Consider the following 22,830-nt stretch of genomic DNA (forward strand, 5'->3'; position numbering starts at 1 on the left):
GTCTCAGTCTTTTTCCGCGCGGCCGAGCTCTGCCCGTCGTTCCTGCAGGAACCGGCGCACGGCTGGATCGCGTTCGAGGCCGATAGCCCGGTCATAGGCCTCGCTCGCCTGCGGAACTTTGCCGAGCCTGGCCAGCAGGCCCGCGCGGGCGGCCCAGTAAGGTTGATAGTCATACAGCCGCTTATCGCCGCTGAGTTGATCAAGGGCGCCCAATCCTGCCGAGGCACCTTCGGCCTCGGCAATGGCTACCGCACGGTTGATCGAAACCACCGGCGAGCCGGCAATCACCGACAGCGCGTTATAGAGCTCCTTGATCGCGACCCAGTCGGTGCCGCCGGTCAGCCGTCTTGTCGCATGGGCGGACTGCACGGCGGCCTCGAGCTGGTAGCGGCCGACAACGCCCTTGGCCGCGGCGCGCCCGAGCAGCGTCTCCGCTTCATCGATCAGTGTATCGTCCCAAAGTGCAAGATCCTGCTCGGCCAGCGGCACATAATCGCCCGCCGCATTGCGCCGCGCCGCGCGCCGCGCTTCGGCGAACAGCATCAGCGCCAAAAGGCCGAGCGCCTCCGGCTCGTCCGGCATCAGCGTGGCCATCAGACGGCCGAGCCAGATGGCTTCTGTCGCGAGGTTGCGGCGCCGCGTTTCGGTGCCGGCCGGGTCGGACCAGCCTTCGGCAAACGCCGCGTAGATTGCTTCCAGAACGGTGCCCAGCCGCTCGCCGAGTTCGGCCCGCTCCGGCACGCGGAACGGAATACCTGTCTCGCGAATTCGCGTCTTGTTGCGCACCAGGCGCTGGCTCATCGTGGCTGGCGAGACAAGGAAAGCCGAGGCGATCGTCGCTGCGTCGAAGCCCAGGACCGTCTGCAGGATCAGCGGCGCGCGGACGCCGGCCTCGATCGCCGGATGGGCGCAGGCAAACATCAGCCGGAGCCGCTCGTCCGGCAGGTCTTCGTCGACCATGCGTGCCTCCATCTCCTCGGCGATCAGCCTAAGGTGGTCGCGGGCCGCCTCGCTTGTCAGTCGCCGTCTGACCGCGTCGACGCAGCGCTTGCGTGCCACCACCAGCAGCCAGGCGTCCGGCTTGTCGGGCACGCCCGCCTGTGGCCAACGCTCGAGCGCCGCTGCAAAGGCATCTGCCAAGGCGTCCTCGGCAGCGGCCACGTCGCGTGTGCGCGCGGCGAGATACGCGACCAGCTTGCCGTAGCTTTGCCGGGCGGCCGCTTCCGCCGCCGCCCGCGCGATCTCCGGACGACTGTCCATCACACGGTCACTTCTGGGATGGGTACTCGGTCATTTCCCAGATCGGCCGCACCTCGATCGTGCCGGTGCTGGCACCCGGGCAGCGAGCCGCCCAGGCAATTGCTGCGTCGGCGTCCTCAGCCTCGATCATGTAGAAGCCGGCGAGCTGCTCCTTGGTGTCGGCATAGGGACCGTCGAGCACATTGGTCTTGCCGTTGGCCATCCGCACCGTGGTGGCGGTCTGGGTCGGCTTCAACCGGTCGCCGGCCAGCCACGCTCCGGATTTCTTCAACGCCTCGGTATAGGCTCCATAGGCTGCACTGATTTCATAGGTCTTCTCCGTCGGCGCGGCCGCCATCGCGGCTTCGTTCGCATAGATCAAAAGCATGTATCGCATGGTCTTCTCCTGTTTTTCTCGAAGGCCGCTCCGTTGCGGGCCGAACGTATGTCGCGCGGCCTCGCCCGATTTCGACAGGCGCTGCAAAAATCTTTCGGCTCCCATGGCATTTCACGCAAGCTCAACCGTTCGTCTAATGGCGACAATTGCGGGTTGGCATTTCCCGTCCGCTCTCTAAACTCGTCCCGGATCGCGCTGACGAGGAGAGTGCGGCAGATACTTCAGGGAGGAAACCGAATGCTCAATTTCAGGACGAAGTTCGTTGCCGCCGGCGCGATAGCGCTGTCGCTTGGCCTTGGCGCGATATCGGTCAAGGCACAGGAATTCATCAACGTGCTGACCGGCGGCACGTCGGGCGTCTACTATCCGCTCGGCGTGGCGCTGTCGGAAATCTACGGCAAGGGCATCGAAGGCGCGCGCACCCAGGTGCAGGCGACGAAAGCGTCGGTCGAAAACCTCAACCTGCTGCAGCAGGGCAAGGGCGAGATCGCCTTTGCGCTCGGCGATTCCGTCAAGCTGGCCGCCGAAGGCAACACCGAAGCAGGCTTCCCAGGCAAGCTCGACAAGCTGCGCGGCATTGCGGCCATCTATCCCAATTATATCCAGATCGTCGCCAGCAAGGAATCCGGCATCAAGACGCTCGCCGATCTCAAGGGCAAGAGCCTTTCGGTCGGCGCGCCGGCCTCAGGCACCGAGCTCAACGCCCGCACCATTTTCGCCGCTGCCGGGCTGAAATACGAAGACCTCGGGCGGATCGAATATCTGCCCTTTGCCGAATCCGTAGAGTTGATCAAGAACCGCCAGCTCGACGCCACGCTGCAGTCGGCGGGCCTTGGGGTCGCATCGATCCGTGACCTCGCCACCTCGGTGCCGGTAAACATCGTTGCCGTGCCGGCGGAGGACGTCGCCAAGATCGGCTCGCCCTATCTTTCCGTGGTCATCCCCAAGGGCACCTATGAGGGCCAGACCGAGGATGTTGCGACCGCCGCCGTCGGCAATTTCCTGATCACCAGCGCCGATGTCCCTGACGGGACCGCCTACCAGATGACCAAATTGCTGTTCGAGCATCTCGACCAGCTCACCGCTGCCCACGCCGCCGCCAAGGCGATCGACCCCGCCAAGGCGCTCGACGGCATGCCGGTGCCGCTGCATCCAGGCGCCGAGAGGTATTACAAGGAAAAGGGATTGGTGAAGTAAGGAGCCTCGCCTCGCTCCGCACCCTCCCTCGGGGAGGGGATCGCCCCGCCAGGAACCCCGCCAATGACCGCAACCCCGACCGTTCTTTCCCCCACAGCGGAAGCTCCTGTCGAAGGATTGCCGCCGGGCTTCGGCGAAGGCATCGCCGGCAAGGCGGCTTTTCTCATCGCCATCGCCTTCTCCATCTTCCAGATCTACATCGCCGCCTATGGCAGCCTGCCGAGCCAGGTCGTACGCGCCATGCATGTCGGCTTCCTGCTGCTGCTCGGCTTTGCCCTAATCGCCAATCTACGCGCCAAAAGCGTCCCGGCGAAAGCAGTGTTCTGGACGCTCGGCGTGCTTGGCTTCGCCACCGGTCTGTACAATTGGGTGTTCTATGCCGACCTCATCCGCCGCTCCGGCTTTCTCACCACGCCTGACCTGATCGTCGGCGCGGTGCTGGTCGTGCTGGTCTTCGAGGCGGCACGGCGGTTGATGGGGCTGCCGCTCGCCGTCATTGCCTTCATCTTTCTCGCCTACGCATTTGCCGGCAATCATCTGCCGCCGCCTTTCATCCATCGCGGCTATGATTTCGCCCAACTCGTCGACACCTTCGCCTATGGCACCGAAGGCATCTACGGCACGCCGATCTATGTTTCGGCCGCCTACATCTTCATCTTCGTCGTCTTCGCCGCCTTTCTTGAGCGCGCCGGCATGATCGCGCTGTTCAACGATTTTGCGCTTGGCCTGGTCGGCTCATGGCGCGGCGGCCCGGCGCAAGTCTGCGTGCTGTCCTCGGCGCTGATGGGCACCATTTCCGGCTCCGGCGTTGCCAATGTGGTGGCCAGCGGCCAGTTCACCATCCCGCTGATGAAGCGCTTCGGCTTCCGCTCGGCTTTCGCCGGCGCCGTCGAGGCGACCTCGTCGATGGGCGGCCAGATCATGCCGCCGGTGATGGGAGCGGTTGCCTTTATCATGGCCGAGACCCTGAACATCCCCTATGCCGCGGTGGTCAAGGCGGCAATCATTCCGGCGCTGCTCTATTTCGGCGCCTGTTTCTGGCAGGTGCACCTAGAAGCCGGGAAGGCCGGACTGCACGGCATGGCCAAGGCCGACCTGCCCAATCCGTGGGATGCGGTGAGACAGCACTGGCCGCTGGTACTGCCGCTCGCAGCACTGATCTACCTGCTGTTTGCCGGCTACACACCGGTGTTCGCCGGCACCATGGGCCTCGCGTTGACCATCGTGCTCATCCTCGGCACGCCGCTGGCAGCATCGATCGGGCCGCTCGCCTTCCGCATCGTCTTCTGGCTGGCGCTCGGGCTTGCCGCGGCTTCCTTCATGAAATTCGGCGTCGACATCCTCAGCCTGGTCATCGCCGTGCTGGTCGTCGCCTGCCTCACGTTCAAGGGCGGGCGCGAGACGCTGCGCATATGCATCGATTCCCTTGCGGAGGGAGCAAAGAACGCGCTGCCGGTCGGCATTGCCTGCGCCATCGTCGGCATCGTCATCGGCACGTTGACGCTTACCGGCATCGCCTCGACCTTCATCGGCTGGATCATCTCGATCGGCGAGAACAATCTGTTCCTGTCGCTGCTTTTGACCATGCTCACCTGTCTGGTGCTCGGCATGGGCATACCGACCATTCCCAACTACATCATCACTTCGTCGCTGGCCGGGCCGGCGCTGCTGTCGCTCGGCGTGCCGTTGGTGGTCAGCCATATGTTCGTCTTCTATTTCGGCATCATGGCCGATCTCACCCCGCCTGTGGCGCTGGCCGCCTTCGCCGCCGCACCCATGGCCAAGGAAAGCGGTCTCAAGATCGGCATCCAGGCCACCAAGCTTGCTATTGCCGGCTTCGTTGTGCCGTTCATGGCGGTCTATACCCCGGCGCTGATGCTGCAGGACCCCGGCCCGATCGCCGCCCAGTTCGGCTATCCCGTCGAGGTCGCCTATATCGTCATCAAAGCCTGCATGGGCATAGTCCTGTGGGGCGCCGCTGCCGTCGGATTTCTGGCCCGGCGCATGGCCTGGTGGGAACGCCTCGTCGCCTTCGCCGCCGGCGTGCTGCTGGTTGCGGCGCTGCCGCTTACCGACGAGGCGGGCTGGGCGCTGTCCCTTGCCTGGATCGGCTGGCACTGCTGGCGTGCGCGGCAGGCTTCGCTGGCCAACTCGGCATGAGCCTCTGCATCGCCGCGGCCGGCAAGACGGTGACGCTCGCGGTCGCTGCCTTCACGCTCTCCTGGGTGCATTCGGTGGAGAAGACCCAGTGGCAGGAAGACTGGAAGGTGCTGCCGTCCGGCCTGCAGCTGGTCGAGGCCCGCATCAAGGGATCGGGCGCCGGGATGGAGCCGCCGCAAGGCTCGGTGCTGAGAAACGGCTGGTGGGTCTATGCGCCCAAGGTCGGGCCACAGCGGCGCCTCGTGCTCGCCGCGTCGGGCGCTACGGGTCTGGGTTGGACGCTGTGCACGGCGCAGGACTGCCGCGAACTGGCTAAGCTGGCAGGCGACACGATCTCGCTGGAGCCGTGCGGGCCGGAGGGCTCCAGCCAGCCGCGGTAGCAGGCGATCATGCCGGCAAGTGGATGCGAGATCTCGACGTGGAAGCGGAAGCGGCCATCCTCCACCGTTTCGTAGGAAGTCGAGCGTGGACCGAGCCACATCGGCAGCGGCAGGCCAAAAAAGCTCCAGCGGCGCAAGACCAGCGCCAGCCGGCCGTCCTCGGCAACCAGCGCCATCGCGAAGGTCAGCGGGCCGAAGCGTTCGCACAGCAGGCGCTGCGATCGACCCCGGCCTGCAAACTGCAGGCTAGAAAAACTGTGCTTGCCGAATGTCCGCGTCCAGGTCTCGCCGTCCTTCTCGGTGTCGAAGCGGACATCAACCGGGATGTCCTCGCTTGCCCCGGGGAAGCCGACCATCCGGGCCATTAGCCGGCCAAGAACATTGCGCCCGCGTTCGACGCGCGCGCGGCCTGCCGCCATTGTTGTGCAATCGTGCATGGCGCGGATTTCCCGAGGCAGGCCATGCCAGGCGTCGCCGAGCAAGACGGCATAAAGCGACTTGTCCCTGTCAGCGGGCTCATTCCTGAACCCGGTGTAGATTGTCTTGCCGGCGAACAGCGCTTCATAATCCCGGAGCTCCAAATCGCGCACCGCCGCCCGTGCGCCCGGCGCGGGCTGATGTCCGGCCAGTGCTTTGCGGACCAGCGCTTCGACCGCCATCGACGGGATCAGCGGCCCATCATTGCCCTCGGCCAAGAGATGCCACGAGCGCTTGACGATGGCGCCCGCCCGGTCAGATCCCTCCACCTCGACGAACATGCCGCCGCGATGCTCGCCCCAGCGCAGCCGGTTCGTTGCCTGATGCATCAGCGGCGCCAGCGGCAAAAGCGAACCGATCAATCCGGCGCGCACCAGCCAGGCGAGGCAGATCAGGGCGCGGTGCAGCAACTCGGGTACCGGCCCGGCTCCCATCCAGATGGTCCTCGCCTCGGGCCAAAGCTCGGCCAAGGCGCGCAGGTCGGGAACGTCGACAAGCGAAAACAGCGTGTATCGAAGCGGCAGCCGGCCCGGCGGCGCGATGGTGTAGCGCAGTTGTTCGGTGAACGGACGGCCTTGTTCCGGACGGCCATTACGAACAAGCCGCACCGGCTGACCGGCATAACCGGCGATAGCGTGAATGACGTTTCCGCCGACACCGGCAAAGGGCGACGGCGCGATGCCGCCGCGAATGCCGTCGACCCGCGTCAGGTCCGACGACAGGCGGCGCACAACCGCGGCCGTCAGCACCGGAAAGCTCGAGACGCCGGACAGCACGAAAACCCCTGCATTTCGCGCCGCCTCGTCGAACGCAGAGACGCCGGCGACGAAATCCGAGCCGTCGGCTAGATCGAGATAGTTGATGCGCCGGGCGATGCAGGCCTCGATCAGGCGATAGCGTCCCTCGCCATAGGCCTGGAACGGGCCGCTCGCGTCGACTACAATATCAGGCTCAAATGCAGCGAGTTGCGCGGCGAGATCGCCGTCACGGTCGAACAGGGCCGGCTCCAGCCGGGCTGCTGTCGGCGCACGCCTGTCGCAATAAGCGTCAGCCTTGGCAAGCGAGCGCCCGGCGACGAAGAGGATCAGACGCGGTTCGCCCTCCAAAAGCTCGACGGTGCGACCGCCAAAGGTGCCATAGCCGCCGACGACAAGAACCTTCATCCGCAGTTCCCCCAAAATGCCCCGCGCCGCTCCCGGCCACGGCAATGAGCCTAGCCGATCAACCTTGCCCTCACCTCGGCGGAAGGGATTTCACAATTGTCCTTCTTGCCGAACAGAGCGTAGCGGTTCTTTGCGATGCGGTCGTAGAGCCAGTCGCGAAGCGGGCGCGGCAACAGCAGCAGGATCCGCGCCGCCCGCCACGGCCAGCCGAGTTCGGCCATGACGGCAACGAAACTGTCCAGGCGGATGAAAACGGCGCCATCGACGATGACGAGATTGGTCTCGTAGCGATCCGTTCGCAGCCCGGATTTCTTGAACAGCATCTCGCCGAAGGGCGACTGCGCCGTTGCGAAATTGAAGCGGCCCTTGCGGTCGAGCTTAACCACCATGCGCACAAAGCCCGAGCACAACACGCAAATACCGTCGAACACGATCAACGGGCGACTTGATTCGAATTCTGGCGGCTCAGGAGAATGGTTCGGCTTGACGATCACGTGACGCCCGGCAGCTGGTGTCAGGCGACACTAGACCTGCCGGCGGCTGGATCAAAGCCCAGACTGCTGAAGGCTTGGCGTTGTCGCACGCCGTCTGTCGGTCAGCGCAGGGCGCTCGGCGCGATAGGTCGTTGACCGATTGTCGGCGTCGGGCCGGCATATCCGGCTGTCGTGACGGCTCTCCATGCTCATCATCAGTGCACGCTGATCCCAAGCGTGTTGCCACGGCGCGCGCAGGCGGGGCCTGGGCCGCGCATGTAATAGCGCTCGGGCCGATAGGTCGGTGCGACGAATTCGCGGATGGCGGCAGCATAGCCGGCGATGTGATTCCAGAAGCTCATTTTACTCGGTCCCTGTCCCGTTTCGGATGTCCCTTCCGAATTGCGGGGATCATAGCGTCCAGGCGTGAATAGTCGGTGAACGCGATGTTAATCTCTGGTCGAAAATGCCTTCGTTCATGGCTGGAATGCGGCTGATTCGCGGTGTTTCCATGCAGTCCGTCGGCATTTCGCCCAGTGTGACTTTTGCATCACATATGTTTCGCCTGAATGTCGCTGAGACGCGATTTTGTTTCAGCTTTTTGCTGGACCGCGAAATTTCCGTGCACGCGGCCGGAAAACCAGGAACCCGCCCGTCAGCCGCACGTTGATTTCCCAGTGCCGGGACGAACCGGTTCCGCAGGCTGTGGTGCTCGGGTTGGGCCGCAGCCAAAAATCCGAAACTGCAAGAGCAATGGAAAGGCAAAAGCCATGGGCTTCTTTTCGAAGGATATCAAAACACTCGATGACCTGTTCGTGCACACGCTGCGCGACATCTATTACGCTGAAAAACAGATCGAGAAATCGCTGCCGAAGATGATCGACAAGGCGAGTGATCCGCAGCTGAAAGCCGGCTTTGAGAAACATCTCGCCCAGACCAAGGGTCATATCCAGCGTGTCGAGCAGGTGTTCGAACTGCACGGCGTGAAGGCCAAGCAGGTCGACTGCCCGGCCATCGACGGCATTCTCGAAGAGGCCGACGACCTCAGCGGCGACATCGCCGACAAGGAGGTCCTCGACGCTGCGCTGATCGCCTCTGCCCAGGCGGTCGAGCATTATGAGATGACCCGTTACGGCACCTTGATTGCCTGGGCCAAGCAACTGGGCCGCAGCGACTGCGCCAATGTGCTGGCCAACAATCTCAAGGAGGAGCAGGCGACCGACCGTAAGCTTACCGAGATAGCGGAAAGCAAGATCAACCTGCAAGCCGCCGAGTAGGGCAGCGATAGAGAATTGAGTTCAAGGCAAGGCCGGGCCGAAAGCCCGGACTTGCCTTTTGCGCCGCCGGAACCGGAACGGGCTTTGGCCGTTCTCGGTTGGACGCCGTTATCGGTTGAACCTTGTCGCGCAGGGAGTTTGTCATGGCGCCGCGCCCCGCCTGGAGAGGATATCTCAAGCTTTCGCTGGTCACTTGCGCCGTCGAACTGACCAATGTCGTGACCCAGGCGGAGAAAGTCTCGTTCCGCGTGCTCAACCGCAAGACCGGCAATACCGTCAAGCGCGTCTATGTCGATTCGGCAAGCGGCAAGCCGCTCGATGAAGGGGACGAGATCAAGGGCTACGAGATCGGCGACGGCGACTTCGTCCAAATCGAGGAGGAGGAGATCGAAGCCGTGCAGATTGAATCCTCGCACACGATGAGCCTCGATGGTTTCATCGAAAAATCCTCGATCCAGCAGATCTATCTCGATACGCCCTATTATGTGACGCCTGCGGACGAGGTCTCGGAAGAGGCCTTCGCCGTCATCCGCGACGCCATGGCCGCCAAGAAGACGGCGGGGCTGGCCCGTATCGTGCTCTATCGCCGCGAACGTCCGGTGGTCATCGAGCCGTTGGGCAAGGGTCTGCTGCTGACGACCCTGCGCTATGGCGATACGGTTCGCAGGCCCGAGATGGTGTTCGGCGACATCAAGCCGGTGAAGACCGACGCCGAGATGATCAGGCTGGCCGAACACATCGTCGATGAGAAACAGGCGAAGTTCGATCCTTCCGAATTCGAGGACAAATACGAAAACGCCCTGATAGAGCTGGTCCGCGCCAAGAAGGCCGGCAGGAAGGCACCGAAGACAAAGGCGGAACCACGGCCCTCCAACGTCGTCAATCTCTTCGATGCACTGAAGAAGAGCCTTTCGTCGGAAGCCGGTGCGCCGGCAAAGGGCGGACGCCCGGCAAAGGGCGCCAAGTCCAAAGCCGCTCGGCGCAAATCTGCTTAGGATCGGACCATGGCCAGCCTCGAGCAGTATCACGCCAAGCGCAATTTCAAGAAGACCACCGAACCGGCCGGCAAGGTTTCGCGCGGAAAGAAAGCCGAGCCAGGTGGCATCTTCGTCATCCACAAGCATGCCGCCACCAGGCTCCACTACGACCTTCGTCTCGAGCATGGCGGCGTCCTGTGGAGCTGGGCAGTGACGCGGGGCCCGAGCCTCGACCCGCACGAAAAGCGGCTCGCCGTGCATGTCGAGGACCACCCGATCGACTATGCGCCGTTTGAAGGCACTATCCCGAAGGACCAATATGGCGGCGGCTCGGTCATTGTCTGGGACGAGGGAACTTGGGTCCCCGATGGCGACCCGGCAAAGGCGATGAAGAAAGGCCATATCAGTTTCGAACTGCATGGCCACAAATTGCATGGCGCCTGGCATCTGGTGCGGCTGAAGCCGCGTCCGGGCGAAAAGCGTGACAACTGGTTGCTGATCAAATCCGACGATGCCGCCGCGCGTCCGGGCGAGGACATTTTGCAGGAGGCGCCGCAATCGGTGAAATCCGGCCTGACCATCGAGGAGGTCGGCGAAGGCAAGACCGCCGACGGCAAGAAGCCAAGCGTCTGGCAGTCCGACAGGCCGGCCGCCAGCAAAGCGAAGGCCGTCGCGGCAAGGCGGCTCGAATTCATCGAACCGGCGCTCGCAACGCTGGAGCGGGACGCCCCGCCCGGCAAGGACTGGCTGCATGAGGTGAAGTTCGACGGCTATCGCATGCAGGCGCAGCTTGCCGGCACCGAGGTGCGGCTTTTGACACGCGCCGGCCTCGACTGGACCGACAAATTCGGTGGCGCAATTGTCGCGGCACTTGGCGGCCTGAAATGCACCGATGCTATCATCGACGGCGAAATCGTCGTGCTGGCGGATAATGGCGTGTCGTCATTCTCGCTGCTGCAGCAAGATCTGTCGGCGGGCCGCACGGATCGCTTCATCTACTACGTTTTCGACCTGCTGCGTCTTAACGGTGAGGATATCCGTTCCGAGCCGCTGGTCGAGCGCAAGGAAAGGCTGCGCACTTTGCTCGCCGGACAGACTGAGGATCAGGCCGTGCGCTTCAGCGACCACTTTGCCGAGCCCGGCAAGATCATGCTGGAGCATGCTTGCCGGCTGGGGCTCGAAGGCGTCGTCTCCAAGCGCGCCGACGCGCCCTACCGCAGCGGCCGGGTCCCGTCCTGGGTGAAGTCGAAATGTACGGCGCGCCAGGAATTCGTCATCGGCGGCTACATGCCGTCGGACAAGACCGGGCGCGGCCTGCGCTCGCTGCTGGTCGGCTATCACGAGGGCGGCAAGCTGCGCTATGCCGGCCGCGTCGGCACCGGCTTCACGGCCAAAAGCACCAACGAGCTGAAGAAGCGGCTTGATGCGCTGAAGACGACAACCTCGCCCTTCGACAGGGCGGTGCCAAGGGGTAAGGGGCTGGTCTGGGTCAAGCCCGAACTTGTCGGCGAAGTGGAGTTTCGCAGTTGGACGTCGGACCGTATAATACGCCACGCATCGTTCCAGGGATTGCGCGAGGACAAGCCGGCGGAGGAAGTCGTGCAGGAGAAACCGAAAGCACGCTCAGCCCCGGCAGAGTCGAAGCCAAAGCCCGCCAAACCCGTGGCCACGGCGAAAACCTCGGTTACGCTGTCCCGCCCCGACAAGCTTCTGTGGCCCGAGGAGAACGTATCGAAGCAGGATCTGGTCGATCACTACGCGCTGGTCTGGCCGCGCATGAAGCGATTCGTCATCAACCGGCCGCTCAGCCTCGTGCGGGCGCCGGACGGTGTTGGCGGCCAACGGTTCTTCCAGAAGCATGCCTCGGCCGGCATGCACGACAAGATCGCCGTGATGAAGGATCCCACCGACGGCGAGGAGATATTGTTCATCCGCGATTTCGACGGTGTCGTGGCCCTCGTTCAACTTGGCGTCGTCGAGATCCACATCTGGGGCTCGACCACGGACGAGCTGGAAAAACCAGACCAGATCATCTTCGATCTCGATCCCGACGAGGGTGTCGACGTGAAGGCGGTGCTTGCCGCGGCGCTCGACATCCGCAGCCGGCTCGACGAACTGTCCCTGCCTAATTTCGTCAAGACCTCGGGCGGCAAGGGCTATCATGTCCTCGTCCCGCTGAAGCCGTCGGCGGACTGGGACGAGGTCAAAGGCTTCGCCCATGAGTTCGCCCGAGCGCTCGAGCAAGCCGCACCCGACCGCTACACGGCGACGTTGTCGAAGAAGGCGCGCACCGGCAGGATATTTGTCGATTATCTGCGCAATGGCCGTGGCGCGACCACGGTCGCGCCCTATTCGTCGCGCGCCAAGAAAGGCGCCACTGTATCAATGCCGGTGACCTGGGCGGAAATCGAGGCCGGATTGCCGCCGAACGCCTTTCCGATCGGCGACAAGACGACGCTGAAGCGGCTTGGGCAAGCCGATCCCTGGGAGGATTTTTTCAAGCAGGCCAAGCCGCTCAAGCGCGGCTAGAGCAATTCCAGGAAAAGTGTGTGGAACGATTTCCCGTCCGGAATTGCGTCAAAACAAAAAAGATAGAGCGGTTCGGCGTTTCCGTAGAGACGACGGGCCGTTCTGGTGCGTCGAAGCGAGCCATCAGGCGAGAAACGTCTTCTCGAATGCCTGCTTGCCTGTCGGCGAGAAGATCACCGCACGGCTGTCCTTCTCGCGCCGCGCCCATTTCTCGGCGAGGATCTTATCGAGAATGGCGGCGCCCAGCGTGCCGGCGAGGTGCGAACGCCGCACGCTCCAGTCGAGGCAGGCCCGGCACACCGGTCGCCGCGCCTTGCCCTCGACATCGATGCCGATCGCCGCGAAATGCGAGGCGGCCGACGGCCCAAGCCGGATCTCCTCATCATTGCGCAGGAGCACTTGTCGGGCGACGAGACGGTCCAGCATTGCCACCGCCTGGTCGCCGGCTAGGTGGTCGTAGCAGACCCGCGCCACGCGCATGGCGGCGTCGCGTGGGCCAGGCCGCACTCGTTGCGGCCCGACCGCGGCGGCAACACCGGTGATCGCCTCGACCATGCCTGCTACCTGCAGGCCGGCGAGGCCGTAGTAGCGATGCCGTCCCTGGCTTGCCAGCGTCAGCAGCCCGCCTTCCATCAGCTTCGACAGATGGGAGCTCGCTGTCGGAAGCGACACGCCGGCCTCGAGTGCCAGTTCACTCGCCGTCAGTGCCGTGCCGCCCATCAGTGCGGACAGCATGTTTGCCCGCGCCGGATCGCCCACCAGGCTGGCAATGCGGGCTATGTCAGGTCCTTCGCGCATGGTTCGTTCCTCATCGAAGCATCCTCGTCAGACAAGCATTAATCTCCATGCAAATCAAGGAGACGACAATGCCTGCAAGGACCATTCTCGGCGCCGCGCCTGCTCGCCGGCCGTTCCCGTTCATTGTCTTGCGCCGCTTGCGGCTGCGGCTCCTGAAGCGGTGGTACGACCATCATTTGCAGCGTCTCGACCTCGCCGAGATCGACGATCATCTGCTGCGTGACCTTGGCTTGACACCCGAAGACGTCCGCCGCGAATGCGCGAAATCCTTCTGGCAAACCTGACCGTCCAGCGAATTTGCCTAGCATATCGATCTTCGGAACGTTTCGACCCGGCTCGAACTGTAACCGCCAGAAAACATTCACTGCCAAGGAGGCGAAAATGACCATCACCTGCTTCATCCGCTACGAGATCGATCCGTTCGGCAAGGCGGCGTTCGAGGAATATGCACGCAATTGGGGGCAGGCGATCCCGCGCTGCGGCGCCGATCTGATCGGCTATTTCGCGCCGCACGAAGGCTCGGCCACCAGGGCTTATGCCGCCTACAACATCGACAGTCTTGCGGCCTACGAAGCCTACCGCGCCCGGCTCGCCGCCGATCCCGCCGGCAAGGCGAATTACGAGTTCGCCCGGCGGGAAAAATTTATCCTGAAGGAGGACCGCGTCTTCCTCAAGCTGGCGTCCGGGCCACATGCTTCTTTGGTGAAGCCATGATCGCCGTCATCTTCGAGGTCGAGCCGGCGGCGGGCATGCGCGATGCCTATCTCGGCATCGCCGCCGATCTGCGCCCACTGCTCGACGGCATCGACGGTTTCCTGTCGATCGAGCGCTTCCAGAGCCTTGCCGATCCGAACCGCATCCTGTCGCTGTCCTTCTGGCGCGACGAGGATGCGGTGAAGGCCTGGCGCAACACGCAGGAACATCGGCAGGCGCAGAGGGCTGGGCGCGGCGGCATCTTTGCCGGCTACCGTTTGCGCATCGCCCATGTCATGCGCGACTACGGCCTGACCGAACGCGCCGAGGCGCCAGCAGACAGCCGGGCGGTGAATGGGTAGCGACTGCTATGCATTCCCGATCAGCACCCCTGCCGCAAACACCAGCGCGCCGCCCAGCACCACCTGGAAGGCGGCGCGCCAGAATGGCGTCTGCATGTAGCGGTTCTGTACGAAGGCGATCGTCCAAAGTTCGAAGAACACCACGATCGCGGCGACGATCGTCGCCGTCCAGAAAAGCGGGATGAGATAGGGCAGCGCGTGCCCGAGCCCGCCCAGCGTCGTCATGACGCCGACGGTCAGCCCGCGTTTTACCGGCGAGCCGCGGCCGGATAGCTTGCCGTCGTCGGAGGCCACTTCGGTGAATCCCATCGAGATACCGGCGCCGATCGAGGCGGCAAGCCCTACCAGAAAGGTCTGGAACGTGTCGTGTGTGGCAAAGGCCGCGGCAAAGATCGGCGCCAGCGTCGACACCGAGCCATCCATCAGCCCGGCCAGCCCGGGCTGCACGTAAGTCAGGATGAACTGACGTTGCTCGGCTGCCGCCTCTTCGTCCTTGACCGCGCCCGATATATGCTTTTGCTCCAGCCGCTGCGCCAGTGTCTCGTGGCCCTGTTCGGCCACCGCCAGATCGTCGAGCAACTTTCTCGTCGAGGCATCGCCTGTGCGTTTGGCCGCCTCGATATAGAACAGGTAGGCCTGCCGCTCCATGGCCTCGGCTTGGCTGCGCACATGATCGATACCGAGCGGCCTCACCAGCCAGTCCGGCTTGCGCTCGTAATAACCCTTCACATGCTCGCGCCGGATCAGCGGTATGCGCTCGCCGAAACGCTTGCGGTAAAGCTCGATCAGCGCGTCGCGATGGCCGTCCTCTTCCTCCGCCATCTCCTCGAACACTTTGGCCGATTGCGGAAAGCTTTCCGCCAGCCCGTCGGCATAGGCGCGATAGATGCGCCCGTCATCCTCCTCGGAGGAGATTGCGAGCGCCAGGATCTCCTGCTCCGAGAGAGATTCAAACGGACGGCGGCCGAAGCCGAAAACGCGGGAAAGCATGAGAAATTCACCCCAGTTTAGAATAGTTCTAAACTAGAGCTTCGCACATCCTCGGTCAATCGCACCCGCTCCACTCATCTGCTCAAAAGTATCGACGTAGAAACCGAACGAGGCATCGTTTGCTATCGGCAAACGTTCACCTATATAATCGAATCTGAACCAAGAGAAAGGAACCCGCAGATGCCGGAACAACAGCAGCCGTTTGACCCCAAGCCGGTTCTCGACCTGATCGCTAACATCGAGGCGGACTTGCAGCGCCTGAAAGGGCTGGTCGAGCAGCAGGTCGAAAAATTCGATCCCGCCAATCCGCACAACAAGGCTCCCGACGGCAAGTTGACCGAGGAGGGCGTCGAGTGCTGCTACCGCCTGTTCGACGAGGGCAAGTCGCGCTATTCGGTTGCTCAGCAGATGAAGATCTCCTTCGCTGCTGCCACCCATCGCTTCAACACCTGGCGCAAGATGGGCGGTCCCAAACGGCAAAAGACGTTGTTGGGATGAGGAGCGGCCGGCAATGCCGGCCAGGCAACGATTTGTCGATTGAAGTGACGAATGCATAGCGGAGGGTGGAGGCGGCGGTGGGTGACAGTCACGCCCCACTCCTGCCTCCAAGTCGAATTGTAACGGTCACATTTTTTCATTGGTGCGCGGCCTCCCTTTCCGTGCACCATAGGCGGTCTCATTTCTTGCAGGACCCCAGCCATGACCATCCCTCCCGGCATCGCCGATATTCACAGCGCAGCAGCGCGATTGTCCGGACTGATCGTCGAAACGCCGCTGATCGAATCGCCGGAGTTGAACAAGCGCTTCGGCGCCAGGATCCTGTTCAAGCCGGAGACGTTGCAGCGCACCGGCTCGTTCAAGTTCCGCGGTGCCTATAACAAGCTCTCCTCGCTCTCGGCGGAAGAACGCGCCCGCGGCGTCGTCGCCTTCTCGTCGGGCAATCACGCGCAAGGCGTTGCCGCCGCAGCGGCGATGTTCGGCGTCAAGGCCGTCATCGCCATGCCCGCCGATGCGCCGGCGATGAAGGTCGGCAATGTCAGGAAGATGGGCGCCGAAGTGATCACCTTCGACCGGGTCCGCGACGATCGCACTGCCGTTGTCCGTTCTTACGTGGAAAAGGGCATGGTCCTGGTGCCGCCCTATGACGATCCGGCCATCATCGCCGGCCAGGGCACGATCGGCCTCGAATTGGTGCGCCAAGCAAAAGCGCTTGGCGTCGGCCTCGATGCGGTGGTGGTTCCCTGCGGCGGCGGCGGGTTGAGCAGCGGCATTTCGATCGCGATCAAGGACGCCTCGCCGGACACCGCCGTCTGGGCTGTGGAACCCGAGCATTTCGACGACACACGCCGCTCGCTGGTCAAAGGCGCCAGGGTGTCGAACGCGCCCGGCCACACCTCGATCTGCGATGCCCTTCTCGTCGCCGAGCCGGGTGCGATCACTTTCGAGATTAACCGCAAGAATCTCGCGGGCGCCATCGCCGTTTCCGACAAGGCGGTGGCCCAGGCGACGCGCGACGCGATGGCTCGCCTGAAGCTGGTGGTCGAACCTGGCGGCTGCGTCGGTTTGGCCGCGCTGTCGTCAGGCGAGATCGACTTTACCGGGAAATGCGTGGCCGTGGTGCTGTCCGGCGGCAATGTCGATTTCAGCACCTATGCCGAGATCATTGCTGCCAGCTAAGATAGCAACCAGTTGCAGGTCATGTGCAGGTTCGAGGCGCTCGAGCCTCCGTTGCGTCCGGTCGAACCGGTCCCATTCAAGGACTGAGATCAATGAAACTGTTCTTCAGCCGCAATCCCAATCCTCGCCTCGCGGTCGCCGTGGCACGTTATCTCAATGCCAAGGTCGAGTTCGAATTCGCCTCCCCCTTCGCTCCGGGGCAGGCCGAGCGCTTTCGGCCGCTCAATCCAAATCTTTCATTGCCCATCCTTGTGGACTTGGGAAAAAGCCTCTGGGAGGCCGATGCCATAGCCTGCCGGCTTTCACGCGACACGCATTCGCATTTTTGGCGCACCGGCGACGATGAGCCCGAGATGATCCGGTGGCTGAGTTGGGGCAAAGAGAACTTCGCAAGAGCCTGCGATGTAGTTCATTTCGAACGCGGGACCAAACAGCGCTATGGGCTCGGCCCGATCGATCAGGCACGGGTTGAGGAGGGCCTGAGGGACTTCAGTACCGCCGCTGCAATACTTGATGCTGAGCTTTCCCAGCGAGAATGGCTGGTCGGAAATTCGGTTTCCTACGCCGACTTTCGAATGGCGACGTTTCTGCCCTTCAACGACGTCGCCCGATTGCCTCTCGATGATTATCCCTCTGTCGGCCGCTGGTATCGGCAGCTTGAAGAAATCGATGCTTGGCGCGATCCCTTCGAAGGGCTCAATGCACCTGAATTGACACCGGTCCCGGGCCAGGCCAAGGCCGTGTGATTCTCGATCATTTGCGCAAGCTGATTGCGTCGACCCTAATCCAGCGTCCGGCGGAACCGCACCAGCGCAATGCCGGCGAACAGCGCCACGAACACCACCAGCCAGCCGATCTCCGTTGCCACTGCCGGCAGCTCGGCGCCCTTCAGCATCACCGCGCGGATAATGCGCAGGAAATGCGTCAGCGGCAGCACTTCGCCGAAAACTTGCGCCCAGTCCGGCATGCCGCGATAGGGGAACATGAAGCCGGACAGCATGATCGACGGCAGGAAGAAAAAGAAGGTGAGCTGCAGGGCCTGCATCTGCGTGCGGGCGATCGTCGAAATCGTGTAGCCGAGCAGCACCAGCGCCAAGACGAAGATCAGGACCGCCGTCAACAGCAGCGACATAGATCCGGTGAAGGGTATGGCAAACAGAAGCTTCGAGGCCGCCAGCACCACCACCACCTGCACGGCGCCTACCGCCAGATAGGGCAGCACCTTGCCCAGCATGATCTCGAGCGGGCTGGACGGCATCGCCAGAAGGTTCTCCATCGTGCCGCGCTCGGTCTCGCGCGTCAGCGCGATCGAGGTCATCATCACCATCGTCATCTGCAGGATGACGCCGAGCAGACCGGGCACGATGTTGTACTGCGAGACGGCTTCCGGATTGTAGCGCCGGTGCACCACCACCTGGAGCTGGCCCCGGGCAGCTTCGGCCGCCGTCTCCTGCATGCCGCGTGCCCTGAGCAGCGCCTGGTTGGCGACGGTGCCGAGCGTCGAGATGGCGCCGCTGGCGACGGCCGGGTCGGTTGCATCCGCCTCGATCAGGATCTGCGGGCTGTCGCCGCGCTCGACCCGTCGGGCAAAATCGGCGGGAATGGTGACGACGAAGGCGACATCGCCGCGCGCCATCAGGAATTCGGCTTCGGCGGCACTTTGCGCAACATGGTCGAAGCGGTAATAGCCGGTGGTCTGCAGCGCCGCAACCATGGCCCGCGTGTAAGGATCGCTGCTCATCGCCACCAGCGCTGCCGGCAGGCTCTTCGGATCGTTGTTGATGGCATAGCCGAACAGCACCAGCTGCATCAGCGGCACGCCGAGCATCATGGCGAAGGTGATGCGGTCGCGCCGCATCTGGATGAACTCCTTGATCAGCAGCGCGCCTAGCCTGGCGAAGGAAAAGATGCTGTTTATCCCGTTCTTCATCCCATGTTGTCCTTCGAACCGGACATGAACTGGATGAACACGTCCTCCAGGCTGGTCTCGCCGGGCGACACCGTGACGCCCTTGTGCTCCTTCTCGACATCGGCGAGCGCTGCCTGAAGCGCCTTCCTGTCGGAACCGACGACATGCAGCGTCGCCCCGAACGGCGCCACCTGGTCGACGCCGTCGCGGCCATGAAGTGCGGCCGCGACCTGATCGAGCCGTGGCCCTTGCAGGACGAAGGTGGTCAGCCCGGCATTCCTCACCACGTCCTCGACCGTGCCAGTGGCCAGCATCTTGCCGTAGGAGATGTAGCTGATGCGGTGGCAGCGCTCGGCTTCGTCCATGTAATGGGTGGAGACCAGCACGGTCAGGCCGCCGCTCGCCAGCCGGTGGATCTCGTCCCAGAATTCGCGTCTGGCCTTCGGATCGACACCCGCCGTCGGCTCGTCGAGCAGCAGCAATTTCGGCTTGTGCATGATGCAGGCGGCCAGCGCCAGCCGCTGCTTCCAGCCGCCCGACAGCGTACCGGCCAGCTGGTTCTTGCGCGATGTCAGGCCGAGCTCCTCAAGCGTCTTAGCCACATGCCCGTCGAGCGGCTTCAGCCGGTAAAGCCGTGCCACGAATTCGAGATTCTCGCCGATCGTGAGGTCTTCGTAGAACGAGAATCTCTGTGTCATGTAGCCGACTTCGCGCTTGATCCGCAGGCTGTCGGTGCGAATGTCGAAGCCCAGAACCGTGCCTTCCCCCTCATCCGGCGTCAGCAAGCCGCACATGATGCGGATGGTCGTCGTCTTGCCTGAGCCGTTCGGCCCGAGGAAGCCGACGATCTCGCCCTCGGCCACCGTCATCGTTACATGGTCGACGACGGTCTTGTCACCGAAGCGCTTGACCAGGCCGTGCACGTCGATGACGTTCATTTTCCGATGTCCGCCAGATCGACGTCGACGATCTGCCCGGGTTGCAATGCGCTGGCGTCGCCCTCCGGCCGCGCTTCGACCAGATAGACCAGCTTTTGCCGGGTCTCGAGCGAGTAGATCACCGGCGGCGTGAATTCCGGATCCGGTGACACGTAGCTGACGCGAGCCTTCACGCCCGATCCGCAACCGTCGCAATGGACGTTGAGCAGCGTGCCGACATCGACCGAGGAGAACGCGCTCTCCGGCACATAGACGCTAAGCTTCACCGCGCCATCCGGCAGTATGGAGATGACCGGTGCGGTCGGCCCGGCCGTATCGCCTGGATAGCGGATGACATCGTTGACCCGGCCGGGCGCGGGCGCCGTCAGCACGCGCTTCGACAGTCGCCATTGCGCTTGCTCCAGCGCCGACTGCGCCTGCCTGACCTGATTGTCGGCGGCCTTGATCGTCTCGGGCCGTGCCGGCAGCCCGCCGACGGCGAGATTGGCCTCCGCCTGGCCGACCTGCGCGTTGGCCGTCTCCAGCGTCGCGGAAGCCGTGTCGTAGTCGGCCTGCGTGCCGGTGCCGCGTTTGAACAGATCGCTGGCGCGGATGTAACGGCGTTTGGCGTCGGCGGCTTGCGCCTTGGCCATGTCGACCTGCGCCTTGAGCACCGCAATCTCTTCCGGCCGCTTGCCGACCTGCAGGTCGGCAAGTTGCGCCTGGGCCTGCGCAAGGGCCGCCTCGGCTTGTGCGATGGCGATCTTGGCGTCGGCGTTTTCCAACGTCACCACCGGCGTGCCGGGCGCGACGCGGTCGCCGCGCTTGACCGCAATCGTCTCGACCTGCGCCACCTCGATCGGCGCGAGCAGGACGTAGTCGCCCTCGACGTAGCCGACGGCGAGCGGTGCTGCCGGCGCGCAGGCGCTGAAAAGCTGGGCGGCAAGCGGCAAAGAACAGAGCAGGCTCATGATCCACGATCCTTCCGGACAGCCAAATCGCGCCGAGCTAAAATCGCGCTGAGATTGTCGGTTATTGTTGCCGCGATCTTGCCGGCCTCATCATCGCCGATCTTGCGCCAGCCCATCCGGCGCATAACCGCCTCGCGGCCGATGCGGAAATAGACGACCTGGCCGATCAGCGTGAATACGGTGAGTTTTGTGCGCTCGCTCTCGGCCGGCTCGCCCGTCGCCTGTTCCCAGATGAGGCAGAGCCGGCGATGCGCCGGTTCGAACACGCCGTCATAGATACGGTCGAGCGCCGCGGTAGGATGCGACAGCTCGCGCAGGACGAACTGTACAATCTCGCCTGCTTCCGGCCTTGCCGCGATGAAGGCGACCATGCGCTCCAGTGCGACGGCTAAATGTGCCCGCGCGGCCTCGGTGTCCGCCAATGCCGCGACCGGCGCCTGCAGATTGCCGATCGCCTGGCCGGCAACGGTCTGGATGGTGTCGACGATGTAGTCGGCTGCCGCGTTGCGGAGCCCTTCCTTGCCGCCGAAATGATAGGCGATCGAGCCGATATTGGCCTTGGCCTCAGCCGCGATCTGGCGCGTCGACGTGCCGTCGAAACCCTGGCGTCCGAACAGCTTCAGCGCCGCGCGCACGAGTGCCGTCCGCGTCATATCTGCGGCGGTCTTGGGCGCCTCATGAGGAAGGCTGCTGGCGCTGGGCGATTTGATCATCATCGATAATTTAATCAATCGAATGATTAAAGTCAACTGCGATCAAGCGGCTTGCCAACTCTGGCCGTGCGCGCTCTAGTGCATGGCCATGGGCAAGGAAATCGAGCGTAAATTCCTGGTCTCAGGTGAGGAATGGCGGGCAATGGTCGAGGCGGACATTCATATCCGTCAATTCTACCTTGTCGCCGAACCCAGCCGTACGGTGCGTGTGCGCATCAGCAATGATGCCGCCGCCAAGCTGACGCTCAAGTTCGGCAGCCAGGCACGCCAGCGCGATGAATTCGAATATCCGGTGCCTTTGGCGGAGGCGCAGGAGATGCAGGCCTTTGCCATCGGACATGTCATCGAGAAGACACGCCATCATGTTAGACACCGCGGCTATCTCTACGAAGTCGATGTCTTCGGCGGGACGCTTGCGGGGTTGGTGATCGCCGAGCTCGAGACGCCGGAGGTTGTACCGGACGAAATGCTGCCAGATTGGCTCGGCCGTGAAGTCACCGGCGAGTCGAGATTTTACAACGCGTCGCTCGCCCTTGGGGGGATTGCGGAGATCGTCGCATGAGCTTTCGTATCGATCCGCACATGTCGCTGAGCGGCGAGATCAGACGCATTCTCGCCGAGGAGATCGGCAAGGCGCTTGTCCATCTGGACGCCGCGCGTGACAGGCCCGAACAGGGGCTGCACAACTGTCGCAAACGGCTGAAGAACGTCCGCGCCTTGCTGCGCCTTGTCCGTTCCGGAGACGAAACATTCTGCGAGACTGAGAATCAATGCTACCGCCAGGTGGCGGCCCTGCTTGCCGGCCCGCGCGAGGCGACCGCACTGGTGGAAACAATCGACCGGCTAGCGGCAAGCTTTCCCGAGCAAAGTGCCGGCGGTGGCCTCGATGCCGTTCGCGACCGGCTCGTCGCGCGCCTGCATGAACTGCATGGCGGAGCAGGCCTCGATACTGCGATAGGCGCGGCGATCGCCGCTTGCGAGGAAGGTGTCGGCCGGATTGACAAGCTCGCTCTGCCCGACCAGCCGGAGCAGGCTGCCGACGTGCTCGCCGAAGGCGCGCGCGCCACTTTGCGCCGCGCCAGGAAAGCGCTGGACAAGGCGGCTTCGCGCGGCGAAGCCGATGACTTTCACGACCTGCGCAAGGCGGCCAAGACGCATGGCATGCACCTGTCGCTGCTCGGCCGGCTGTGGCCGACGCCGATCAAGGCCCGGCGCAAGGCCGTCGATGAATTGGGCGAGCGGCTCGGCGAACTGCACGACGTGTTCGTCATGCGCGCGCTTCTCGATGCCGAGGACCAGCCGCTCGGTCCCCCTGAGGACACGCGGTTGCTTGCCAAGCTGCTGAAGCGCTCGGAAAAGAGCCTGAAAAAAACCTGCCTCGCCGAGGCGGGCGAGCTTTTCGGCGACAGTCCGAAGCGCTCGACAAGGAAGCTTGCCCGCAAGGTGCGCGACGACCTCACAGCGGTATCGCACGAAGACGCCGGCGCGCCTGGCGTGGGCTGATCATGGTGTAATTTGCCGCCCTGTGATA

General features: G+C 63.5%; 24 protein-coding genes and 1 pseudogene. 14 read left to right on the forward strand and 11 right to left on the reverse strand.

What is annotated here, in order from left to right; genetic code table 11:
- Positions 1-3: 3 nt before the first annotated feature.
- Together NKH83_RS07810 and NKH83_RS07815 are read right to left on the reverse strand one after the other, a co-directional pair.
- On the reverse strand, positions 4-1,260 hold the full coding sequence (locus tag NKH83_RS07810; protein WP_352803050.1) for an RNA polymerase sigma factor: 1,257 nt from the start codon (positions 1,258-1,260) through the stop codon (positions 4-6).
- Positions 1,261-1,267: 7 nt separating this feature from the next.
- Positions 1,268-1,636, reverse strand: coding sequence for a YciI family protein (locus NKH83_RS07815; RefSeq protein WP_352648462.1), 369 nt, complete (start codon positions 1,634-1,636; stop codon positions 1,268-1,270).
- 237 nt (positions 1,637-1,873) lie between these two features.
- On the opposite strand from NKH83_RS07815, the gene NKH83_RS07820 reads away from it, so the two are divergent.
- From NKH83_RS07820 to NKH83_RS07830, 3 genes are all read left to right on the forward strand, one after another.
- Entirely contained in the window at positions 1,874-2,833 is a 960-nt protein-coding gene (locus NKH83_RS07820) for a TAXI family TRAP transporter solute-binding subunit (RefSeq protein ID WP_352476827.1), read from the forward strand.
- Between the two features lie 63 nt (positions 2,834-2,896).
- On the forward strand, positions 2,897-4,993 hold the full coding sequence (locus NKH83_RS07825) for a TRAP transporter permease (RefSeq protein WP_352803054.1): 2,097 nt from the start codon (positions 2,897-2,899) through the stop codon (positions 4,991-4,993).
- The gene (locus NKH83_RS07830; protein ID WP_352803057.1) at positions 4,990-5,373 is read left to right on the forward strand and encodes a DUF1850 domain-containing protein; all 384 of its coding nucleotides are present in this window, start codon (positions 4,990-4,992) and stop codon (positions 5,371-5,373) included. The genes NKH83_RS07825 and NKH83_RS07830 overlap by 4 nt, the downstream gene beginning before the upstream one ends.
- A gap of 44 nt (positions 5,374-5,417) precedes the next feature.
- On the opposite strand, the pseudogene NKH83_RS07835 reads toward NKH83_RS07830, so the two are convergent.
- The 3 genes and pseudogenes from NKH83_RS07835 to NKH83_RS07845 form a co-directional block, all read right to left on the reverse strand.
- Positions 5,418-7,013, reverse strand: a pseudogene (locus NKH83_RS07835) (saccharopine dehydrogenase family protein); the annotation flags it as partial.
- A gap of 50 nt (positions 7,014-7,063) precedes the next feature.
- Positions 7,064-7,507: a thiol-disulfide oxidoreductase DCC family protein gene (locus tag NKH83_RS07840; protein ID WP_352803060.1), complete on the reverse strand. Its 444-nt coding sequence runs from the start codon at positions 7,505-7,507 to the stop codon at positions 7,064-7,066.
- Positions 7,508-7,701: 194 nt separating this feature from the next.
- Entirely contained in the window at positions 7,702-7,848 is a 147-nt protein-coding gene (locus tag NKH83_RS07845; RefSeq protein WP_254818015.1) for a hypothetical protein, read from the reverse strand.
- A gap of 408 nt (positions 7,849-8,256) precedes the next feature.
- Here NKH83_RS07845 and NKH83_RS07850 point away from each other — a divergent pair, with 408 nt between their 5' ends.
- The 3 genes from NKH83_RS07850 to ligD all read left to right on the forward strand — a co-directional run bounded on the left by NKH83_RS07850 (position 8,257) and on the right by ligD (position 12,269).
- Positions 8,257-8,763, forward strand: a complete 507-nt coding sequence (locus NKH83_RS07850) for a YciE/YciF ferroxidase family protein (RefSeq protein WP_352803063.1) — start codon at positions 8,257-8,259, stop codon at positions 8,761-8,763.
- 143 nt (positions 8,764-8,906) lie between these two features.
- Positions 8,907-9,758, forward strand: coding sequence for a non-homologous end joining protein Ku (ku, locus tag NKH83_RS07855; RefSeq protein ID WP_352803066.1), 852 nt, complete (start codon positions 8,907-8,909; stop codon positions 9,756-9,758).
- Positions 9,759-9,767: 9 nt separating this feature from the next.
- Positions 9,768-12,269: a DNA ligase D gene (gene ligD, locus NKH83_RS07860; protein ID WP_352803069.1), complete on the forward strand. Its 2,502-nt coding sequence runs from the start codon at positions 9,768-9,770 to the stop codon at positions 12,267-12,269.
- Positions 12,270-12,392: 123 nt separating this feature from the next.
- Here the strand turns inward: ligD and NKH83_RS07865 are convergent, their stop codons facing one another.
- Positions 12,393-13,067, reverse strand: coding sequence for an ArsR/SmtB family transcription factor (locus NKH83_RS07865; RefSeq protein ID WP_352803071.1), 675 nt, complete (start codon positions 13,065-13,067; stop codon positions 12,393-12,395).
- Between the two features lie 68 nt (positions 13,068-13,135).
- Here NKH83_RS07865 and NKH83_RS07870 point away from each other — a divergent pair, with 68 nt between their 5' ends.
- The 3 genes from NKH83_RS07870 to NKH83_RS07880 all read left to right on the forward strand — a co-directional run bounded on the left by NKH83_RS07870 (position 13,136) and on the right by NKH83_RS07880 (position 14,122).
- On the forward strand, positions 13,136-13,351 hold the full coding sequence (locus NKH83_RS07870) for a DUF1127 domain-containing protein (RefSeq protein WP_352803074.1): 216 nt from the start codon (positions 13,136-13,138) through the stop codon (positions 13,349-13,351).
- Positions 13,352-13,448: 97 nt separating this feature from the next.
- Positions 13,449-13,781: an NIPSNAP family protein gene (locus NKH83_RS07875; RefSeq protein WP_352803077.1), complete on the forward strand. Its 333-nt coding sequence runs from the start codon at positions 13,449-13,451 to the stop codon at positions 13,779-13,781.
- On the forward strand, positions 13,778-14,122 hold the full coding sequence (locus NKH83_RS07880; RefSeq protein ID WP_254818022.1) for an antibiotic biosynthesis monooxygenase family protein: 345 nt from the start codon (positions 13,778-13,780) through the stop codon (positions 14,120-14,122). Before NKH83_RS07875 ends, NKH83_RS07880 begins: the two co-directional genes overlap by 4 nt.
- Positions 14,123-14,128: 6 nt before the next feature.
- Here the strand turns inward: NKH83_RS07880 and mbfA are convergent, their stop codons facing one another.
- On the reverse strand, positions 14,129-15,112 hold the full coding sequence (gene mbfA, locus NKH83_RS07885; protein WP_352476817.1) for an iron exporter MbfA: 984 nt from the start codon (positions 15,110-15,112) through the stop codon (positions 14,129-14,131).
- Between the two features lie 180 nt (positions 15,113-15,292).
- Here mbfA and NKH83_RS07890 point away from each other — a divergent pair, with 180 nt between their 5' ends.
- The 3 genes from NKH83_RS07890 to NKH83_RS07900 all read left to right on the forward strand — a co-directional run bounded on the left by NKH83_RS07890 (position 15,293) and on the right by NKH83_RS07900 (position 17,535).
- On the forward strand, positions 15,293-15,610 hold the full coding sequence (locus NKH83_RS07890; RefSeq protein WP_254818024.1) for a hypothetical protein: 318 nt from the start codon (positions 15,293-15,295) through the stop codon (positions 15,608-15,610).
- A 201-nt stretch (positions 15,611-15,811) separates the two neighbouring features.
- Positions 15,812-16,789: a threonine/serine dehydratase family protein gene (locus tag NKH83_RS07895; protein ID WP_352803081.1), complete on the forward strand. Its 978-nt coding sequence runs from the start codon at positions 15,812-15,814 to the stop codon at positions 16,787-16,789.
- A gap of 92 nt (positions 16,790-16,881) precedes the next feature.
- Positions 16,882-17,535: a glutathione S-transferase family protein gene (locus tag NKH83_RS07900; protein ID WP_352802339.1), complete on the forward strand. Its 654-nt coding sequence runs from the start codon at positions 16,882-16,884 to the stop codon at positions 17,533-17,535.
- Between the two features lie 35 nt (positions 17,536-17,570).
- Here NKH83_RS07900 and NKH83_RS07905 read toward each other — a convergent pair whose 3' ends face one another.
- The 4 genes from NKH83_RS07905 to NKH83_RS07920 are packed head-to-tail and all read right to left on the reverse strand — an operon-like array spanning position 17,571 to position 21,299.
- Positions 17,571-18,707, reverse strand: coding sequence for an ABC transporter permease (locus NKH83_RS07905; protein ID WP_352648607.1), 1,137 nt, complete (start codon positions 18,705-18,707; stop codon positions 17,571-17,573).
- A gap of 8 nt (positions 18,708-18,715) precedes the next feature.
- Positions 18,716-19,636: an ABC transporter ATP-binding protein gene (locus tag NKH83_RS07910; protein ID WP_352648439.1), complete on the reverse strand. Its 921-nt coding sequence runs from the start codon at positions 19,634-19,636 to the stop codon at positions 18,716-18,718.
- A complete protein-coding gene (locus NKH83_RS07915) occupies positions 19,633-20,586 on the reverse strand; it encodes an HlyD family secretion protein (RefSeq protein WP_352803085.1) in 954 nt (317 codons plus the stop codon). The genes NKH83_RS07910 and NKH83_RS07915 overlap by 4 nt, the downstream gene beginning before the upstream one ends.
- Positions 20,583-21,299: a CerR family C-terminal domain-containing protein gene (locus NKH83_RS07920; RefSeq protein ID WP_352477088.1), complete on the reverse strand. Its 717-nt coding sequence runs from the start codon at positions 21,297-21,299 to the stop codon at positions 20,583-20,585. The genes NKH83_RS07915 and NKH83_RS07920 overlap by 4 nt, the downstream gene beginning before the upstream one ends.
- Before the next feature lie 88 nt (positions 21,300-21,387).
- On the opposite strand from NKH83_RS07920, the gene NKH83_RS07925 reads away from it, so the two are divergent.
- Positions 21,388-21,861, forward strand: a complete 474-nt coding sequence (locus tag NKH83_RS07925; RefSeq protein WP_352803088.1) for a CYTH domain-containing protein — start codon at positions 21,388-21,390, stop codon at positions 21,859-21,861.
- A complete protein-coding gene (locus tag NKH83_RS07930) occupies positions 21,858-22,802 on the forward strand; it encodes a CHAD domain-containing protein (RefSeq protein ID WP_352803091.1) in 945 nt (314 codons plus the stop codon). Before NKH83_RS07925 ends, NKH83_RS07930 begins: the two co-directional genes overlap by 4 nt.
- Positions 22,803-22,830 lie beyond the last annotated feature (28 nt).

It is taken from the genome of Mesorhizobium sp. M0909 (genome assembly GCF_040319515.1).
Classification (GTDB): Bacteria; Pseudomonadota; Alphaproteobacteria; order Rhizobiales; family Rhizobiaceae; genus Mesorhizobium.

Bases quoted from the DNA above. Each gene is read 5' to 3' on its own strand.
- NKH83_RS07810 (WP_352803050.1), bottom strand. From the start codon at position 1,260: ATGGACAGTCGTCCGGAGATCGCGCGGGCGGCGGCGGAAGCGGCCGCC.
- NKH83_RS07815 (WP_352648462.1), bottom strand. From the start codon at position 1,636: ATGCGATACATGCTTTTGATCTATGCGAACGAAGCCGCGATGGCGGCC.
- NKH83_RS07820 (WP_352476827.1), top strand. From the start codon at position 1,874: ATGCTCAATTTCAGGACGAAGTTCGTTGCCGCCGGCGCGATAGCGCTG.
- NKH83_RS07825 (WP_352803054.1), top strand. From the start codon at position 2,897: ATGACCGCAACCCCGACCGTTCTTTCCCCCACAGCGGAAGCTCCTGTC.
- NKH83_RS07830 (WP_352803057.1), top strand. From the start codon at position 4,990: ATGAGCCTCTGCATCGCCGCGGCCGGCAAGACGGTGACGCTCGCGGTC.
- NKH83_RS07845 (WP_254818015.1), bottom strand. From the start codon at position 7,848: ATGAGCTTCTGGAATCACATCGCCGGCTATGCTGCCGCCATCCGCGAA.
- NKH83_RS07850 (WP_352803063.1), top strand. From the start codon at position 8,257: ATGGGCTTCTTTTCGAAGGATATCAAAACACTCGATGACCTGTTCGTG.
- ku (WP_352803066.1), top strand. From the start codon at position 8,907: ATGGCGCCGCGCCCCGCCTGGAGAGGATATCTCAAGCTTTCGCTGGTC.
- ligD (WP_352803069.1), top strand. From the start codon at position 9,768: ATGGCCAGCCTCGAGCAGTATCACGCCAAGCGCAATTTCAAGAAGACC.
- NKH83_RS07865 (WP_352803071.1), bottom strand. From the start codon at position 13,067: ATGCGCGAAGGACCTGACATAGCCCGCATTGCCAGCCTGGTGGGCGAT.
- NKH83_RS07870 (WP_352803074.1), top strand. From the start codon at position 13,136: ATGCCTGCAAGGACCATTCTCGGCGCCGCGCCTGCTCGCCGGCCGTTC.
- NKH83_RS07875 (WP_352803077.1), top strand. From the start codon at position 13,449: ATGACCATCACCTGCTTCATCCGCTACGAGATCGATCCGTTCGGCAAG.
- NKH83_RS07880 (WP_254818022.1), top strand. From the start codon at position 13,778: ATGATCGCCGTCATCTTCGAGGTCGAGCCGGCGGCGGGCATGCGCGAT.
- mbfA (WP_352476817.1), bottom strand. From the start codon at position 15,112: ATGCTTTCCCGCGTTTTCGGCTTCGGCCGCCGTCCGTTTGAATCTCTC.
- NKH83_RS07890 (WP_254818024.1), top strand. From the start codon at position 15,293: ATGCCGGAACAACAGCAGCCGTTTGACCCCAAGCCGGTTCTCGACCTG.
- NKH83_RS07895 (WP_352803081.1), top strand. From the start codon at position 15,812: ATGACCATCCCTCCCGGCATCGCCGATATTCACAGCGCAGCAGCGCGA.
- NKH83_RS07900 (WP_352802339.1), top strand. From the start codon at position 16,882: ATGAAACTGTTCTTCAGCCGCAATCCCAATCCTCGCCTCGCGGTCGCC.
- NKH83_RS07910 (WP_352648439.1), bottom strand. From the start codon at position 19,636: ATGAACGTCATCGACGTGCACGGCCTGGTCAAGCGCTTCGGTGACAAG.
- NKH83_RS07915 (WP_352803085.1), bottom strand. From the start codon at position 20,586: ATGAGCCTGCTCTGTTCTTTGCCGCTTGCCGCCCAGCTTTTCAGCGCC.
- NKH83_RS07920 (WP_352477088.1), bottom strand. From the start codon at position 21,299: ATGATCAAATCGCCCAGCGCCAGCAGCCTTCCTCATGAGGCGCCCAAG.
- NKH83_RS07925 (WP_352803088.1), top strand. From the start codon at position 21,388: ATGGGCAAGGAAATCGAGCGTAAATTCCTGGTCTCAGGTGAGGAATGG.
- NKH83_RS07930 (WP_352803091.1), top strand. From the start codon at position 21,858: ATGAGCTTTCGTATCGATCCGCACATGTCGCTGAGCGGCGAGATCAGA.